Origin of the sequence: Campylobacter majalis, assembly GCF_905120465.1 — a bacterium.
Taxonomy (GTDB): domain Bacteria; phylum Campylobacterota; class Campylobacteria; order Campylobacterales; family Campylobacteraceae; genus Campylobacter_A; species Campylobacter_A majalis.
In genome coordinates, this window is record NZ_CAJHOF010000003.1 from 22,401 (window position 1) to 39,238 (window position 16,838).

Sequence of the window (16,838 nt, forward strand, 5' to 3'; positions counted from 1 at the left end):
TTCGCACAAACGAGCAAATTGGTGCCAAATAAAGATTTGCCAAAACTTTTAGTTTTATTTACCACTGCTTACAAAACAGTATATACTAAAAATTTATAAAGGTAGCATCAAATTAGCCTAAATCAAGCAAAACAAGCTTTCTTACAGAGTGCTAAAGCACAAGAATCTGTGGAATTATTAATGCTATTTTAAGCAACAAACAAAGCGAAGTTAAAAAAGTATTTATACTATTTAAAATTTAAAAGCTAATAAAATCAGTGAAATTTTAGAATTTAGTTTATGCAAAATTTTAAAGTAAATCTGTGTATATACTACAGCTAGATAAAAGCCTATTGACAAAGTTCATTAAAAGATAGTTTATAAGGGTATGTTTTGCTTACAGCTACAAATGAAGTAAAGTAGAGTTTGGATTAAAAACTTAGAATTTTTATAAATTTTATTAAAATTAATAAGAGAAAATCTGATTAAGTTAAATTTACACTAAGTTTTATCCAAAGCTTTTAAGAAATATTTAAATTTAGCCTATCACGTTTTGCGTTTAAAATTTATTTTATCTTAAAACTAAAGATAGGCAAATTTTAAGTTACTTATTGTGTAAAATCATTCTGTCTTGCTAAAATTTGTGCTTTTATCATAACTTTTGCCTTACAATCACTGCAACAATAAAGCGTTTTAATTTTTTCTGGATAATCAGCAAATTTCGGTGCCATTAATGTTGCAATTTTCTCAACTGCCTTTTTAGTGGCAAATTCCTTACCACACTCTACGCATTTAAATAGTTCATCACGAGCAAGTTCTGTATAAGTAAAGCTTTGTGGCTTTAGCTCTATCACTCCACGATGTAAAAACAACGTATCTTTTTCGGCACAACTTAGCTCACAATACCCACACGCAGTACAGATACTAGGATTAAATTTAATGCTATTACTCGCCTTATCAGCAATTAAAGCATTTACATTACAAGCACCTACACAACTTAAGCACAAGGTGCAAGTATCACGGTTTATCTCAATTTTGCCATATCTAATCAACTCATCTGTATAAACTTCACCCAAATCACCATCGCCAACTATATAGGACAATCGTTTTGAGAAAATCTCTCGCTTAGGCAATGCATACTCACTTGTGCTATACTCGCTACCACTTATGATTTTTGCCATGTCTAAAGCAGCCCTTAGCGTATCTTCATCTCTCGCTACATAAATAGCCTTGGTTTTAAACTTTAACTCATAAATTTGATTTATTATCAAAACCGCTTCATTTAAAACACGAGATGGACTTGGCGAATAAATAACCACACTACTACCACTTTCTTGAAGCAAAGTAAGCAAATGTGCCTCGCTTAAAAATTTCTCACTCCATGCACCAAATGGCAAAACACCACTAGGCAAACTCACACTCACATCATCAAAACAGGCATTAGGCACGACAAGCGGTATCTTGCCCTTATACATACGTGCTATTTGGGCAAAGCTCTGACGAGTAATGCGAGAGTAATCAATCGCACCACTTGGACAAACCCCAACACACTCTCCACAATCCACGCAGTCAATATGAGAAAACACAAGATGCTTTGTTTCATCATCTTTTAATATCGCGACACTAGGGCATACATCGGCACATTTTGCACATATTTCGTGGCGTCTTTCATGATATTGGCATATACTTTGGTCATAATGAATATAGCTCTTATAAGAATAAATAGGGTGATGTGTGTCAAGATAGGCTAAAATTTCATCATCGCTAAGAGTTGAGATCTCAATACATCCACTTTGTTTTAACATATAATTTTGTGCATTATTTACCAGCATAAAGTCAAACTCTATCTCATACTCTTCATTATCTTTTAAAACTATCGCACCAAGCTCACCAGCGCTACCATAGACAAATTTTATCTCAAAATGATTTAGCCAAATGCTCTTATACCCGCCCTGACTTAATCTCTCATCTAAGCTTTTTCGTTCGCTATTGCTTACAACTAAGATATTTTTTCCAGTCTTTTTCTTATAATCTACATCTTTTGCTAAATCAAAAGCACTAGCACGTGCCTCATATAAAAGCAGTGTATTTTTTGCCTTGGTAAGCGTATCATCAAGTGTATTTTTAAGATAAAAATCAATCTCGTGTGCCACTATATCAGCTTTTAGCTTATCTGAGTTAGATATAAGAAATTTTGCGTTTAAATCGTTTGAAATCTCAATTTGTTCGTTTAAAACTATAGGTTCATCTAGTGTATTATAAAAACCAAATTCTTTCATTTAGTACCTCAAAATTTTTGTTAATTGATAATACAACTATTTATTTTAAAACATAGTTAAAATTTAGATTTAACATAACTATGTCAAAAATCTAAGCCACTAAATTTAAAAGTAAAACAACGTGGGGTAAAAAATAAATTATAATTAAGCAAGAATTGAAGATGGCAATAAACCATCTCCAAAAATAAAACATTATCTTTTTGAGAATTGTGGGCTACGTCTAGCTTTTCTCTTACCAAATTTCTTACGTTCAACAACACGTGAATCACGAGTTAATAAGCCTTTTGGTTTTAAAGCTGCTCTAAAATCAGCATCCATAGCAGCCAAAGCACGTGAAATGCCGTGCCTTAATGCTTCAGCTTGAGCTGAATATCCGCCACCTAAAGTTGTAGCTTTAACATCTATCAAGCTCTCTTGTTTGGTTGCAAGTAATGGTTGAACCACTTTTAATTTAATAGCTTCATGTCCACCTAGCCATGTATTTAAATCCATACCATTTACTAAAATTTTTCCGCTACCAGATTTTATCCAAACCTTAGCAACTGCTGTTTTTCTTTTACCTGTTGCATAAACTGTTGCCATTATTATTTTCCTTCTTTAGCGATTTGAGCAGTATGTGGGTGTTCGCTACCTTCATACACTTTTAGTTTTTTAATCATCTCTTTACCAAGTTTTGTCTTAGGAAGCATTCCGCGAACAGCTAATTTGTATAGTTTAACTGGATTATTTGCTAATAAATCTCCAAATTTTTCACTTTTTACGCTACCAAAATAGCCTGAATGTCTATGGTACAGCTTTTGCTCTGCCTTATTTGCACCTGTAAATTCAGCCTTAGATGCGTTTATAATGATGACATAATCGCCACAATCAACGTTTGGTGTATAAGATGGTTTGTGTTTGCCACGAAGTAGTGTTGCTACCTCTGTAAGAAGCCTACCAAAACGCTTACCAGTCGCATCAAGAACGATCCAGTCACGTTTTACTTCGTTTGGCTTTGTTACTTTTGTCATATTTTTGCCTTTGCCAAATAAATTTTAAAATGGGATTGTATATAAATACAGCTTACAATTAACTTAATTTCAGCATAATTTAAACTAATTAAATGCGTTTGACTAAAATTTCATCTTTTAAAGCATAAAAAATAGCACCGCTTATCTTATAATCTGGATATATGTTTTGTAAAATTCTAACATATACGCTAACTTGTTTGACGTATTTATCGCTATCGCCGAGTGCACTCTTGTAATCAATAACAACCATTTCATTTTGCCTGATGCACAATAAATCAAATTGCTTTATCTCGTCATTATAACAAACCGTCTGCTCTTTTTTAACAATGCAGTCTTTTATGATATCATTAAATTGCTTATTTTCACATAAACTAATAGCCCTGCTAACCACATCGTCTAGTTCATCTTTGGTTAGAAATTTCGCAAACTTATTTTTCATGGCATGGGTTTGAGCTAAAATTTCATCCTTGCTAAATTTAGCACACATCTCTAGCAAAAAGTGCAATGCTAAACCAAAATAAACAGCATTTAAATCGCCTATATCATCATTATTTGCACTCTTTTGATCGTCTTTTTGTATTAGGGCTAATTGGATTTTTTTACTTGGCTTTGGCTGTGGGATTTGATCATTATTAGGCGTAACTTTGCCTACTTCACACTCTTGCAAACACACATATTTAATCTCATCATTTTCTTTGCCATACTCAGTAAAATAGCTTGGACTATTGCCATTTGGGTTTTGCTTTTTTACAATAATTAGGCTCATTTTTGCTCTTGTCATGGCGACATAAATTTTATTTATATCCTCTTCATAAATTTTTTGTTCATAAGCTAACATAAATTTCGCATACTCATCATCATAACAAGCTCTATTTGCAACCTTTAGCTTAACCATCATGCCTTCATTGATGTCATAATCAACTATAAATTTATCCTTGTCCGTGCTACCCCTGCCGACCAGATCACAAAGCACAACATGCTTAAACTCAAGCCCTTTTGATTTAAACACAGTCATGACTTGTACGCCACCATTTTTGCTCTTTGTAGCTTTAACTTGTGAGTGTTCTAATTCAAAAATAAATCCTATCAAATCACCGTTTGCTATCTCAAGTAAGCGTAAAATATCACTATCTTGCAGTGAAATTTCAGCCCTTTTAGCAAGATATATTAAATTTTCTTTAGCTGTTTTATCTAAATCTAGTTCGATTTTTACAGGCATTTTACCCATGAAAGCACTAAAATTTCTAGCATATATCTCAGTGTCAAACAAACAAAACTTAGCATAATTTATTAGTGCAAAAACAAGCGGTGAGTTTTTTAAAAGCACGTTACTCTCGCTTGTATAAGCAATATTTTTTAAACGCAACCTTTCACACACCATATCAGAATCATCGTTTTGCCAACAAAGCACTGCTATATCGCTAACCCTTACGCCACTATTTAATAAATTTTCAACCTCTATCACAGCCTGATCTATAATCTCATCGCTACTTACTACCTTTATGTAGCCCTCATCTTTTTTATCTGGAATTTGTGGCTTATAGTTTTTTATCACAGGATGAGCAAAAACACTATTTACGTAATTAACTAAGGTTTTTGACGAGCGATAATTTGTATCAAGAGTATCAAGACTTATGTGTGAAAAATCATTTATTACTTTATCAAAAAGCTCCTTTTTGCCTCCGCGAAATCTATAAATACTTTGCTTAGTATCTCCAACGTAAAAAAAACTACCCACATCAGTTTGCCCTTTTCCAGCAACTATCTCAGATATAAGTGGGCTAATAATGCCGTATTGGATCACATTTGTATCTTGAAATTCATCAATTAATAGATGCTTGATCTTGCTATCAAGTCTAAAGTAAAGCACATGTTTAAAATTATCATCAGCAAGTAGTTTGCTAACAAAATTTGTAACATCACAAAAAGTTAGAGTATCGTTTTGTTGCAAAAGGCGAGTTTTTACATTTTTATAAATTTCAAATATGCTTGAGAGCCTACCTAACTGATACGCTTCTAGCTCATCTGTATATTTTTTACACTCTTTCTTAATATCACAAAACATATCTTCTAACTCGTTTGAATATATTTTACTATACGTTTTTTCACCATTAAGCGTAGTTTTTGAAGCAACAGTTGATTTTAAATATTCATTCACGCTATTAGCACCAAAGGCTTTTTTGGCATGAGTGCTTGCATTATCTAGCGAGTTTATATACTCATGCATATTTTTTACTTTAGCCATTAAAGTATCTGAGCTTGGCTTAGTTGTTTGCTTATACGAAAGCTCTGCAATACTCTCATCAAAACTAGATAGCGTCTTAAAAAAATTGCCTTTTGAGCTGTCATATTCATTGATATACAAAGCAAAATCATGCAATATATTATTTTTTTTTGAAATTTCATCTATCATTTTTGATTGTAAGTCTTTAGCCTCATTTTGGCTTGTTTCATACTCAGGACTAACACCAGCGTGAAGTGCAAAAAGCCTAAGTATCATACCAAAAAACGAATCAAACGTCATGATTTTTAACTCATTTGTTAAAAAATCTTTTAGGTATTTATCTCTACGTTTTATAGCATCTTTAGCCGAAATTTCCAACAAAGCACATATAGTATCTAGTTCGCCTTTCCTACTTGGTTTATCAAGATCTAAAAAGGTATTAATAATGCGCTCACTCATCTCATTTGCGGCTTTTTTGGTAAATGTTAAAGCCGTTATGCTCTTAATGCTCTCACCTTTTAGTATTAATGCAATATATCGCACACTAAGAGCAAAAGTCTTGCCGCTTCCAGCACTTGCCTTAAGCGCTAAATAATCTACAAACTGCCTCATACCTCACCTCTACACAACGCTTTGTATTGGCAATAGTTGCAATTTTTACTCGTCACATTTGGCTTATAATCAAGTGGTGTATTTTTTAATTCATGCAGTTTTTCATAAATATCTGGCATATTTTTGCTCTTGCTTGGACTAATTAAGCTCATTTTTCCTTTTAAATCATAAAAATAACTACTGGCTTGATCGTTTTGTATTAAAATTTTATAAAACTCAAGTTGCAATGCATCAGCAGAGCTACCAGTTTTATAATCAATCACACTCACATTTTCACCATTTATGTCGATTCTATCTATTACTCCATATAGCCTTATACCATTTAAAACAACCTCTTTTTCGCACTCCATCTCCTTAATACTCCAGCCTTCATTAAACCTCATATTTTCATTTTCTTGAAATTTTTTAAATTTTATTCTAGCTATTTCATAATCAAGTGGATTTAATTTTGGTTTTAAAATTTCACAAAATTTCTCACTATCAAATTTATCATTACTACTATAATAATCACGCAAAGCCTGATGAATAATTACTCCATATTCGCTTACAGGAACATCATCTAAACACTTTTGCTCTGGTATTTTTAAGACATATTTGTAGTAGTATTTTCTCTGACAAGCCAAAATTGTGCTAAGCCTTGAAAATGAAAACCTCTCACTAAAAATATCATGATTAACACTCTCATAAATTTCATGAAATTTAGCAACTTTGCCACTTTTAAATATCTTTATATACTCATCATCGCTATAACTATCATCATTAAAACATTTAAATTCTTTTAAAAACCTAGAGCCAATTTGCTCATCATTTTTAACATAACTTATAGCGACTTTTTTGGCATTATTTATCAATCTCTCATAATAGCTTCTCTGTAAATTTTCACGCTCAGTATAGCTTATAAGTCCAGCTTTTTTGCGAACAACCGAGCTTAAAAATAGCTCATTTGTGCTTCTTTTTGGAACTAAATCATCATTAAAATCAACAATTATAACGCCCTTATACTCTAGTCCCCTACTCTCCAATAACCCCATAACACGCACCGCTCCACCACCAACATCATCTAATGTTTTTGTTTTTAATTCAAGTAGCAAAAGTCTTAAAATTTCATGGAATTTTAACCTATTCATAAGTGGTTTTAGGGCAAAAATTTCTGTGCTTAATATATTTAAAAGCTGTTTTGAAGCATTCATACAAATTGCAAATTGAGTTAAAATTTCAATCGTTTCTTCATAACTTAATACTTTACTAAAATTTGCACTTAAAAGTTCATAATCTTGTTTTGAAATTTTATTTAAAATAAAATATGTATCGTGTTGATTTAGTTTTGTCTGTGATTTTATATCAATATCAAAATTTACATCTGTGCTGCTATCAAAAAGCTCGATCACACGTGTTAGTGCGATAAAAAGCTTTGTGTTTGACACGCTTCGCCCCATTGCATAGCTTAAAAAATTATGAGTATCATGCAAACGCAAAATCTCACTAAAACTCTCATCAGGAAGTATTACAGCAATCTCACTTGGATCAATTCCTTCTAAAACAAAGGTTGAGATTTTTTCAAACACATATGCTGCTTGAAGGCTTCGTATACTAAACTCACGCGTTAAAATGTTTTTATTTCTAGGTAAAGCTTCGTTTTTAGTAAGCTCATTTGTGCTTAAGTTTAGTTCGTATTTATAGTAGTTTTCTATTTTGGCGTTTGAAATTTTTACTATCTTATCTGTTAATTTCTTATTTAAAACAGATGTGATAAAGGATATTTTTAAAGTGGTTAATTTTGAAATTTCAAGCAAAATACCCCACTCAAACTCGCTTAACACGCCATCTATTTGTATAAGTATCTCATCAAAAGCCTTGATAAAACCGTGATTTAAATAGTAATTTTTTGGCAAAGTTATATCATCATAATAGCCTTTTAATGATAAAATTTCTTGATAGTTTTTAAATAAATTTGATAAAATTTCAATATGCTCTTCATAGCTATCATAAATGTCGGCAAATTTTAAATCATCTACATTTTTTAGCTGATGAGATATCTCTTTAAAAAATGAAAAAATATACTCTTTGTTCTTTAAAAACGAAAAAAAATCAGTTGGGATTTTTAATTCACTGCTTAATTTTTGAGTTTTTAAACAAGCCTCTTGCATACAAAGCATAAGCTCAGCCTGACTTGGTTTTATATAGTCTTTTACATAAATACACTTATCAAAAAAATCACCTATACTAATTAATTTTGGCAAAAGCGAGTTTTGATGTGATTTTGCAAACTCTCGTATAGCCCTAGTGCTTGAAAATACGTATAATCTATTCGTTTGCGAATAGTTCAAACCTATAATATCCTGTTGCGTTTTCATCTTGCAATTGTAGCATAAATTGCCACCTTCCAATCAAAGACGGATTAAATTTAGTTGTCAAAAACCCATCTGTTAAGGTTGCATTCAATTCGACATTAAACGCATTTGTTTCAGGGCGTGTCATCATGGCTTTGTATGATGTTATTTTGGAATTTTGAGTTTTGTTTTTTATGCTAATTTTTATCTCATTTAAAGCGTTAATCTTAATCTCATCATTTAGTAATTTTATGCCAAATTTATCATCAAATTCTTTTTGGGATGCCAAAATTTCATTTATATTTTGATCAACTTTTTGTTTGTTTTGAAAATAGATATTATCCATCTCAACTGGATAATCAAGCGATATAATGATAGTTGCCACACAAGCGATAACACAGGCGATTATGCTTAAAACTATGCCATAAGGCCAAAATGTTTTTTTGCTATTTTTACTCATCTTTTTACTCTTTTTTTATATATCATAAGTGCAAAAACTAAAACAATAGAGCTATATACAAAAAATCTAAATATATTTAGAGTGTTTTTGTTTGCATTGCCAATAGCAGATATTAATTCTATGTTTTTTGACTTTGCTATTTGTTCGCTCAAATCAGCATATCCATTCATAATAGCCGCATTAAATATATCTTTGCCATTTTTTGAAGCCAAAATCGGCAAAATCGTTCCACTTTCTGGAAATGGGCTTAAAATAGCATCTTTATCAAATAATTTAGATGTATTTTTATCTGCAAAAATTTCTACTTTTTTCTCATTTTTTACTATCATTATGAATGCATATGGAGATTTTATATGAAGCAAATCAAACTTCGCTTGCAAGTTGCTTTGATAATCAAGCGAGTTAAAAACACCAGCACCAACATAAATGCCTGTTTTGTCGTGTAATTCAGTGGCAATTTCATTAAGTCTTAAAATAACTTTATCGCTTAAAATTTTATCATCATTATAAAAAAATACATTGGCATTTAAGGCACCACAAAAAACAAAAAGGGCGATTAAAACGCCCCTTATATCAAATACTCTCATCCTACAAAAAGGTGGTTTGGAGTAAGAACCGACCAAGCACATATTATGCCAGCTGCGATAATTAACAACACTATGACTTTTTCTAAAATTGCGGACATAATCACTCCTTTACCTTCACATGACTTGCATTATCTGTGCTTATCATTTTTACTTGATTTATGTTTTCGATAGTGTATGGCTTATTTGCCACATCTTGTTGTATCACTATAGCAAAATACGTAAGCACACCAAGTATGCTTAAAAGCAAAACAACAGCTACAAGCATACCGCTAACGCCATTAAATGCAAATACGCTTCTATTTTCCATTACTTACCCCTTGAAAGTGAAAGTATATATTCGCCTACAGCTTTTTGCTGTATAGGATTTAGCATTGTATCAAATTTTGGCATCACGCCTATCTCGCCACTCTTGCCACGCATCAAAACATCAACCACGAATGCACTTGAGCCATAAGCAGTAAGATCAGGGAAGGTTCCATCCATTCCTTTACTATCTTCACCATGACACATCGTGCAGCTTGCGGCATATAGCTCTTTGCCTTGCTCAACTAAAGCTTCATTTTTAGTTGTTTTTATAGCTGAAATTTCCTTAGCCATATACGCAGCTATCGCTTTAGCACCATCTTCATCAACTAAGCCACCAGGCATCTCGCCACCCGGATAGTTTAAGCCACGTGAGCCTTTTAGTATCACATCAACTATTGCACTCTCGCTTCCCCATACGCTCAGGTCAGCCGATTTACCATTCATGCCATTTGCTGTAACGCCGTGACATGCTGAGCATTGAGTTAAAAAAATCCCACTACCCATATCTACTAAATTCGCATCTGCATGAATTTTTTGAAATTTCTCATTGTATGCTTTTACTTCTTCATTATACTCGCCAATTTGAGAGTACGAATTTAAAGGATATCCAACCAAATAATACCATATAGCCCACACTAAAACAAGCACAAAGCTCACAGCCCAGCCAAGTGGCAATCCATTTTTTTGCTCTCTTATGCCGTCCCAGCTATCTTCGCTAAGAGGAGCATGAACATCCTTTGCATCTTTCATCTGATTTACGTATTTACCAACTATACCTATTGTGAGTATAACAATTGCTAACGCACCGATTAGGGACAGTAGGTTTATGTTATCTTCTAAATTAAACCATTGCATGTTAAAGCCCTTTTTTATTTTCTTCTATGACAACACTATCCAAGTCATCATCTAAAGCTAAATTTGAATATTTTTCGTAGTTTCTCTTTCCAGCTCGTTCTGTCTTGTATAGATGATAGCAATATCCATAAAGCACACACACTAGCACTACAACAAATATAAAAAAGCCGTATGCTTGTAGCTCTCTTATAGTTTGCATATCCATCTATAACTCCTTATTTTAAGCTGTTAAGATAAGCTATCAAAGCCACTATCTCTTTTATCTCGCCACGCTCAAAAGCTGTCTTTATACTCTCATCTTTCATTTGAGCAATAATCTCTGCAGCCTCTGCTCTTGCTTGTTTGCTTGCATCTTCAAAAGATCCAAGTTTTGGCATGCCTTCAGTATCATAAGGAACATTAAATACTTTTTTAATAGTATAAGCCTCAGCATATGCCGTTTCAATATCGGCATTTTTATCAAATATATGCTTGTATGCTGGCATTATAGAACCAGGAACTACCGAAGTAGGATCTTTCATGTGATTTTCATGCCAATCACTTGTGCGGTAATTGCCGACACGCCATAAATCAGGTCCAGTTCTTTTTGAACCCCACAAATGCGGTCTATCATACGCATACTCACCACTTAAAGAATACATACCATACCTATCAGTCTCACTCTTAAAAGGTCTTATCATTTGCGAATGACATGCATTACAACTCTCTTTGATATACACATGTTTGCCAGCCAGTTGTAAAACAGTATATGGCTTTGTGCCTTCAACTGGTCTTGCACGATTTGCAAAATCTGGTAAAATTTCAACCACACCAGCGTATGCTATTAGTATAAATACAGCAACTGCAAAGAAAAATGGATTTTTTTCTAACCAACTAAACATAGCTCACCTCCGAATTTGCACGACCACCCATAGGAGTAGCATTTTTTGGCTCACTACTAAGTGCTGGTGCACCAAGTGATTTTAATATATTATAAACAAAGATGAAAAATCCTATTAGATATAACAATCCACCAATAGCCCTAATCCAATAATACGGCACAAGCACTACGACGGTATCTATAAAGCTATAAAGCAAACTACCATATTGGTCTGTTGCTCTCCACATCATGCCCTGAGTAATACCAGCTATCCACATTGACGAGAAATAAAGCACAATGCCTGTTGTTTGCATCCAAAACTGCACTTCCATTAGTGATTTTGAATATAGCTCACGCTTAAACATACGTGGTGTCATATGATAAAGTGCTGCCATAATCATAAATCCGATCCATCCTAAAGCTCCATCATGGACGTGTCCAGGTATCCAATCTGTGTAGTGAGCTAACGCATTTACTGACTTAATCGATAAAATTGGACCTTCAAGTGTTGAAAACATATAAAATGTAGAAGCTAGGATCATAAATTTAATCAAAGGATTTTCACGCAACTGAACCCACTCACCCTTCATGGTAAGTAAGATATTTATTGCCGAACCCCAAGATGGAAGAATAAGCACAACCGAAAATATCGAACCCATAGTTTGCATCCAATCAGGTGCTGTAGTATAAATCAGGTGATGCCCACCAGCCCAAAGATAGATAAACATTAATCCCCAAAATGAGAACAAAGAGAGTTTGTATGAATAAACTGGCTGTCCGCTCTCTTTTGGCAAGAAATAATAAATCATCGCAATAATTGCAACAGTAAAGATAAACGCAACAGCATTGTGTCCAAACCACCACTGAACTAAAGCGTCATTTGTGCCAGCATACATAGAAACTGAGTGTATCCATGAGCCATGTCCTGAAATTAAGCGTGTAGGAACCTCCATATTATTAAACAAATAAAGCATAGCCACACCAAGGAAAGTAGCTATAAAATACCATATAGAAATATATAGTGTCTTTTCACGACGTATGCCAATAAGCCCAAATATAGACACACCCCAAAGCACCCACACAATAACAACTAAAATATCAAGTGGCCACTCTAGCTCTGAATACTCCTTAGATGTAGAAATTCCCATAAAAAGAGTAACAACAGCACAGGCTATAAGTATGATATAAAGCCAAAAATGAAGTTTGCCAATAAACATCAAAAATGGCGATTCGCTCATTGATACCTTAAGCACTCTTTGTCCGATATAATACCACGTAGAAAATATACCAGAAAGCATGAAGCCAAAGATTATGCCATTTGTGTGAAGCGGTCTAAGCCTACCAAACGTCGAGTATTCTCCAGCTATGTAGTTTAAATCTGGATATGCCATCTGAAAAGCGATAACAACGCCAAGAAGCATGCCGACGATACCAAAAATAAGCGTAGAAAACATGAATAATTTTGCCACGCTATAGTCATAACTAAGCATTTGACCAGGTCGCATCAAATCCCTCCTTTATTAATTGAAAATTAATTTAAAAAATAAGTTATGTTATTTTATGATAAAAAAAATATAAATAAACTTAAAAAATTTATTTTTTGTAACATTTTTGTTAAATATACTTAAGTAGAAATTTAAAGTTTTATTATTTAGTAAAATATTTTAATTACTCTATCAAGAACCCCTTGGCAAAATGATATTGCAATGCCGTAGTTTGTGATACTTATGCCACTTTTTTTAGCTTCATTTATACGGTTAATGATAAAGTTTTTATGTATCATACAACCACCACAATGAATAATCAAAGCGTATTTGTTTAGATCATCTGGAAAGTCCTTGCCATTTGTATGGACAAATTTTAGTTCTTTTTGTGTTACTTTTTTAAGCAAATTTGGTATCTTTACTCTTGCTATATCACCATCTTTTGCATTGTGAGTGCAGCCCTCTGCTATTAAAATAGTATCTTCATTTTTCAAATTTCTTATAGCATTAGCTCCTTTTACAAACTCGTTTAAATCGCCCTTTAATCTTGAAAAAAGTATAGAAAATGTGGTTATACTAATATTGCTTGGAGCCGATTTTACCACTTCTAAAACACACTGAGAATCACACACGATTAAATCAGGATTAAATTTGCGACATATTTGACTTACATCGCTACTTTTTGTAACAACTACACTACAATCCTTGTCTAAAATTTGCCTTATTGCTTGTACCTGTGGCAATATAAGTCTATCTTTTGGTGCTTCATCGTCGATTGGTGTTACCAAAATAACTACTTTATCTTGGTCTAAAATTTCAAAAAATAAATCATTTGAATTTAAATTAAGTTTAGACGAAATTTCAATCATTTTTTTATAAATTTCATCTAAATTTAAAGCTGTTTTTGTCGATGTAAGTATGAAATTTTCACCACTTATTGTATCTAAAAACTCATCTTTTATTTGGCTTAAATCGCATTTATTTATTAACAAAAAATAGGGTTTTTTATTAAATTTTAACTCAGCAATTAAATCTTTCTCCTCTTTGTCAAACACTCCATTTTCACATACTATGATTGCTATATCTACGCTTTTTAAAGTATCTTTTGTGCGTTTTATACGCTCTTGCCCTAGCAAACTTTTATCATCAATTCCGGCTGTGTCAATAAGCAAAACAGCACCAAGTCCATGTATCTCAATCGGCTTTTCAACAATATCAGTCGTTGTGCCTGATACATCTGAAACAATCGACACATCTTGATTTGCTAGCATATTCATAATGCTTGATTTTCCGACATTTGTGCGACCAAACAGTCCAATTCGTGTCCTTAAAAATTTTGCACTCATAAACCCATTCTCTCATTGTATCTTAAGCTATTTCCATTTGACAAAGAGACTTTTTCGCCGATATCAAAAAGCATATCGTTAAAATTTTTATATGTATTTTCAACACTCATATCAAGGCGAAATTTACCAGGATATAGACTGTAAAGCTCGTGATACTTTCCGCTCGTAATTGACGGCATTATAACATTAGCTCCGCTTAAAAGTGCCATTTTCCTGCCATTTTGCCTATCTATACTCTCTAGTGCCGTTGTGGCTGGTATATTTATATCTACAAGCATTAGGCGAGTTATTGCATTTGCCTTTAAAACAAGCTTAATGTTTGCGACTTTTTCGTTACTTAGTGGTGTATTTTTAGATGGTATAAAAGGACCTATTCCAACCATGTCAAAATCGTATTTCTTTAAAAAAAGCAAATCTTTTGCCATAATTTTATAAGTATATCCAGGAAGCCCTATAAGTAGCCCACTACCAGTTTCATAGCCTAAATTTTTTAAATTTACTAAGCACTTTATGCGATTTTTTAAACTCATATTTGGATGAAATTTTTTATACAATGCTTTGTTTGTTGTTTCAATTCGTAACAAATACCGATCTGCTCCAGCATCTTTATACATCAGATACTGCTTATAACTTTTTTCGCCTAAGCTAAGCGTGATTTGCATACCAGTATTTTTAATTTCCCTTAAAATTTCACACATCAACTCATCGCTAAAAGCCTGACTTTCACCAGATTGAAGCACTATGGTTTTATATCCGCTACTAGCTGCTTGTTTGGCATAGCCAATTATCTCGTAAGCACTCATTTTGTAGCGTTTTAACTCTTTGTTTGGTTTTCTTAAACCACAATAAAAACACTCTTTTTGACAAATATTTGAAATTTCAATCAAAGCCTTTAAATGAACTTCGCTTTTTGCATATTGCTTTCTAGTCGCATTTGCAAGCGCAAATAAATACTCATTACACTCATCATCAGCTAAAATTTTCTCAAGCTTATAGGCTGAAATTTCACGATTTTTTGCTAGTTCATCTATGTATTTTAAAGATGACAATCCCTTGCTCCATTTTCCATATCTACTATAAGACCTCTTACTTTTTTAGCAACGTGCGGTAAGTTTTCATCAAGCTCACTTAGGTATTTTGGGATTATCTTATCGCCAAGCTCTTTTGCTTCATCAGAACCGTAATCTAACAAATACTCTTTTAATGTCAAAATAGCATTTGGCAAACAAAGATATTTAATTTTGGCATTTTTTGCAAACGGCATAAAGTGTTCTCCAGTCCTCCCCTCTCTGTAGCAAGATGTACAAAAGCTTGGAATTTTATCCTTTTTCATCACATTTAGCACAAACTCATCAATACATCTATTATCGCCAATTTTAAACTGGACTTTATTTAGCTCATCTTTTTTTGATTTATCATGATATCCGCCTATACCGATGTTTGTGCCTGCATCCATCTGGGAAATGCCGCATTTTTTTATAGCTTCATCGCGGATCTCTGGCTCTTCTCTAGCAGTTAAAATAAGTCCAGTAAAAGGACACATCAAGCGAATTATAGCTATCACACGTAAAAACTCATCGTCGCTTAATGCATATGGCATATTGTCATTTTGTGTGCCTGATGCTTTTTTGATACGTGGAAACGAGATAGTGTGGGGTCCTATGCCAAAAGTTGCTTCCAAACTCATCGCATGATAAAGTAGTCCCAACACTTCAAATTTATAATCATACAGTCCAAAAAGCACACCAATCGCAACATCGTCTAGCCCTGCCTTTAAAGCTCTATGTAGCCCAAAAACACGCCAATCATATATGCCTTTTAGGGTATTTTTTGGATGATATTTTGCATAAGTTTGCCTATGATATGTCTCTTGAAATATCTGAAACGTCCCAATTCCTTGCTTATGCACGTGTTGATACTCATCTTCAAACATTGGAGCCGCATTTATATTTACACGCCTTATGCTTAAATTATTTTTCTTGACACTATAAATTTTACGCACACTATCGGCGATAAATTTATAATCACTCTTAGGATGCTCTCCAAATACAGCAATGATACGCTTTTGCCCCATATCAAGCACTGCATTTATTTCATCGACTAATTCATTGTCTGATAAAATTTTTTGCTCATGAGCCGTATTTGAAGTGGCAAATCCGCAATATTTGCAGTTATTTACACACGGACTAGCTACGTATAAAGGCGAAAAAAGCACCATTCTGTTGCCATAAACTTCCTCTTTTACGTAACTTGCCGCTTTAAAAATTTCATCCCATAATTCGTCGTGGGTGTTGTTTAAAAGCACCGCTACATCGATTGGACTAAGCATCGTGCCACTTAGTGCGTTTTGCTTTGCCCTAGCTATCACATCTAGTACATCTTGTTTGCTTGGGTTTTTTGTTTTTGTTAAAATTTCATCTATCTTATCATCATCGATGAAATTTTCATACTCATTTTTGCTAACCCAGTCTAAAATTCTCTCATATCTCTCACTCGCCCACGACATA

15 protein-coding genes are annotated in these 16,838 nt (G+C 33.3%); all 15 read right to left on the reverse strand.

Going from position 1 to position 16,838, the window contains the following annotated elements; translation table 11 throughout:
• Positions 1–587: 587 nt before the first annotated feature.
• The 15 genes from LQU93_RS01965 to hydG all read right to left on the reverse strand — a co-directional run bounded on the left by LQU93_RS01965 (position 588) and on the right by hydG (position 16,837).
• The gene (locus LQU93_RS01965) at positions 588–2,258 is read right to left on the reverse strand and encodes a 4Fe-4S binding protein (RefSeq protein WP_229932213.1); all 1,671 of its coding nucleotides are present in this window, start codon (positions 2,256–2,258) and stop codon (positions 588–590) included.
• Positions 2,259–2,450: 192 nt separating this feature from the next.
• Positions 2,451–2,840 (reverse strand): 30S ribosomal protein S9, encoded by a 390-nt coding sequence (rpsI, locus tag LQU93_RS01970; RefSeq protein WP_229932214.1) that lies wholly within the window; start codon positions 2,838–2,840, stop codon positions 2,451–2,453.
• A 2-nt stretch (positions 2,841–2,842) separates the two neighbouring features.
• Positions 2,843–3,268 carry a 50S ribosomal protein L13 gene (rplM, locus tag LQU93_RS01975; protein ID WP_229932215.1) on the reverse strand — a complete coding sequence of 142 codons (426 nt, stop codon included), beginning with the start codon at positions 3,266–3,268 and terminating at the stop codon, positions 2,843–2,845.
• A gap of 88 nt (positions 3,269–3,356) precedes the next feature.
• Entirely contained in the window at positions 3,357–6,104 is a 2,748-nt protein-coding gene (locus LQU93_RS01980) for a RecB-like helicase (protein ID WP_229932216.1), read from the reverse strand.
• Positions 6,101–8,431, reverse strand: a complete 2,331-nt coding sequence (locus tag LQU93_RS01985) for a RecB family exonuclease (protein WP_229932217.1) — start codon at positions 8,429–8,431, stop codon at positions 6,101–6,103. Before LQU93_RS01985 ends, LQU93_RS01980 begins: the two co-directional genes overlap by 4 nt.
• A complete protein-coding gene (locus tag LQU93_RS01990; RefSeq protein WP_229932218.1) occupies positions 8,409–8,894 on the reverse strand; it encodes a FixH family protein in 486 nt (161 codons plus the stop codon). Before LQU93_RS01990 ends, LQU93_RS01985 begins: the two co-directional genes overlap by 23 nt.
• Positions 8,891–9,481, reverse strand: coding sequence for a hypothetical protein (locus LQU93_RS01995; protein WP_229932219.1), 591 nt, complete (start codon positions 9,479–9,481; stop codon positions 8,891–8,893). Before LQU93_RS01995 ends, LQU93_RS01990 begins: the two co-directional genes overlap by 4 nt.
• 100 nt (positions 9,482–9,581) lie before the next feature.
• Positions 9,582–9,788 carry a DUF4006 family protein gene (locus LQU93_RS02005; protein WP_229932221.1) on the reverse strand — a complete coding sequence of 69 codons (207 nt, stop codon included), beginning with the start codon at positions 9,786–9,788 and terminating at the stop codon, positions 9,582–9,584.
• Positions 9,788–10,642 (reverse strand): c-type cytochrome, encoded by an 855-nt coding sequence (locus LQU93_RS02010; protein ID WP_229932222.1) that lies wholly within the window; start codon positions 10,640–10,642, stop codon positions 9,788–9,790. The genes LQU93_RS02005 and LQU93_RS02010 overlap by 1 nt, the downstream gene beginning before the upstream one ends.
• Position 10,643: 1 nt before the next feature.
• Positions 10,644–10,847 carry a cytochrome c oxidase, cbb3-type, CcoQ subunit gene (locus tag LQU93_RS02015; RefSeq protein WP_229932223.1) on the reverse strand — a complete coding sequence of 68 codons (204 nt, stop codon included), beginning with the start codon at positions 10,845–10,847 and terminating at the stop codon, positions 10,644–10,646.
• 10 nt (positions 10,848–10,857) lie between these two features.
• Positions 10,858–11,523 carry a cytochrome-c oxidase, cbb3-type subunit II gene (ccoO, locus tag LQU93_RS02020; protein ID WP_229932224.1) on the reverse strand — a complete coding sequence of 222 codons (666 nt, stop codon included), beginning with the start codon at positions 11,521–11,523 and terminating at the stop codon, positions 10,858–10,860.
• Entirely contained in the window at positions 11,516–13,006 is a 1,491-nt protein-coding gene (gene ccoN / locus LQU93_RS02025; protein ID WP_229932225.1) for a cytochrome-c oxidase, cbb3-type subunit I, read from the reverse strand. The genes ccoO and ccoN overlap by 8 nt, the downstream gene beginning before the upstream one ends.
• A gap of 146 nt (positions 13,007–13,152) precedes the next feature.
• Complete coding sequence (gene hydF, locus LQU93_RS02030; protein WP_229932226.1) at positions 13,153–14,331, reverse strand: [FeFe] hydrogenase H-cluster maturation GTPase HydF; 1,179 nt, start codon at positions 14,329–14,331, stop codon at positions 13,153–13,155.
• Positions 14,328–15,380, reverse strand: a complete 1,053-nt coding sequence (gene hydE, locus LQU93_RS02035; RefSeq protein WP_229932227.1) for a [FeFe] hydrogenase H-cluster radical SAM maturase HydE — start codon at positions 15,378–15,380, stop codon at positions 14,328–14,330. Before hydE ends, hydF begins: the two co-directional genes overlap by 4 nt.
• The gene (gene hydG / locus LQU93_RS02040; RefSeq protein ID WP_229932228.1) at positions 15,368–16,837 is read right to left on the reverse strand and encodes a [FeFe] hydrogenase H-cluster radical SAM maturase HydG; all 1,470 of its coding nucleotides are present in this window, start codon (positions 16,835–16,837) and stop codon (positions 15,368–15,370) included. The genes hydE and hydG overlap by 13 nt, the downstream gene beginning before the upstream one ends.
• Position 16,838 lies beyond the last annotated feature (1 nt).

Bases quoted from the DNA above. Each gene is read 5' to 3' on its own strand.
- LQU93_RS02010 (WP_229932222.1), bottom strand. From the start codon at position 10,642: ATGCAATGGTTTAATTTAGAAGATAACATAAACCTACTGTCCCTAATC.
- LQU93_RS01990 (WP_229932218.1), bottom strand. From the start codon at position 8,894: ATGAGTAAAAATAGCAAAAAAACATTTTGGCCTTATGGCATAGTTTTA.
- LQU93_RS02015 (WP_229932223.1), bottom strand. From the start codon at position 10,847: ATGGATATGCAAACTATAAGAGAGCTACAAGCATACGGCTTTTTTATA.
- ccoO (WP_229932224.1), bottom strand. From the start codon at position 11,523: ATGTTTAGTTGGTTAGAAAAAAATCCATTTTTCTTTGCAGTTGCTGTA.
- hydF (WP_229932226.1), bottom strand. From the start codon at position 14,331: ATGAGTGCAAAATTTTTAAGGACACGAATTGGACTGTTTGGTCGCACA.
- LQU93_RS01965 (WP_229932213.1), bottom strand. From the start codon at position 2,258: ATGAAAGAATTTGGTTTTTATAATACACTAGATGAACCTATAGTTTTA.
- LQU93_RS01980 (WP_229932216.1), bottom strand. From the start codon at position 6,104: ATGAGGCAGTTTGTAGATTATTTAGCGCTTAAGGCAAGTGCTGGAAGC.
- ccoN (WP_229932225.1), bottom strand. From the start codon at position 13,006: ATGCGACCTGGTCAAATGCTTAGTTATGACTATAGCGTGGCAAAATTA.
- rplM (WP_229932215.1), bottom strand. From the start codon at position 3,268: ATGACAAAAGTAACAAAGCCAAACGAAGTAAAACGTGACTGGATCGTT.
- rpsI (WP_229932214.1), bottom strand. From the start codon at position 2,840: ATGGCAACAGTTTATGCAACAGGTAAAAGAAAAACAGCAGTTGCTAAG.
- LQU93_RS02005 (WP_229932221.1), bottom strand. From the start codon at position 9,788: ATGGAAAATAGAAGCGTATTTGCATTTAATGGCGTTAGCGGTATGCTT.
- hydG (WP_229932228.1), bottom strand. From the start codon at position 16,837: ATGTCGTGGGCGAGTGAGAGATATGAGAGAATTTTAGACTGGGTTAGC.
- LQU93_RS01995 (WP_229932219.1), bottom strand. From the start codon at position 9,481: ATGAGAGTATTTGATATAAGGGGCGTTTTAATCGCCCTTTTTGTTTTT.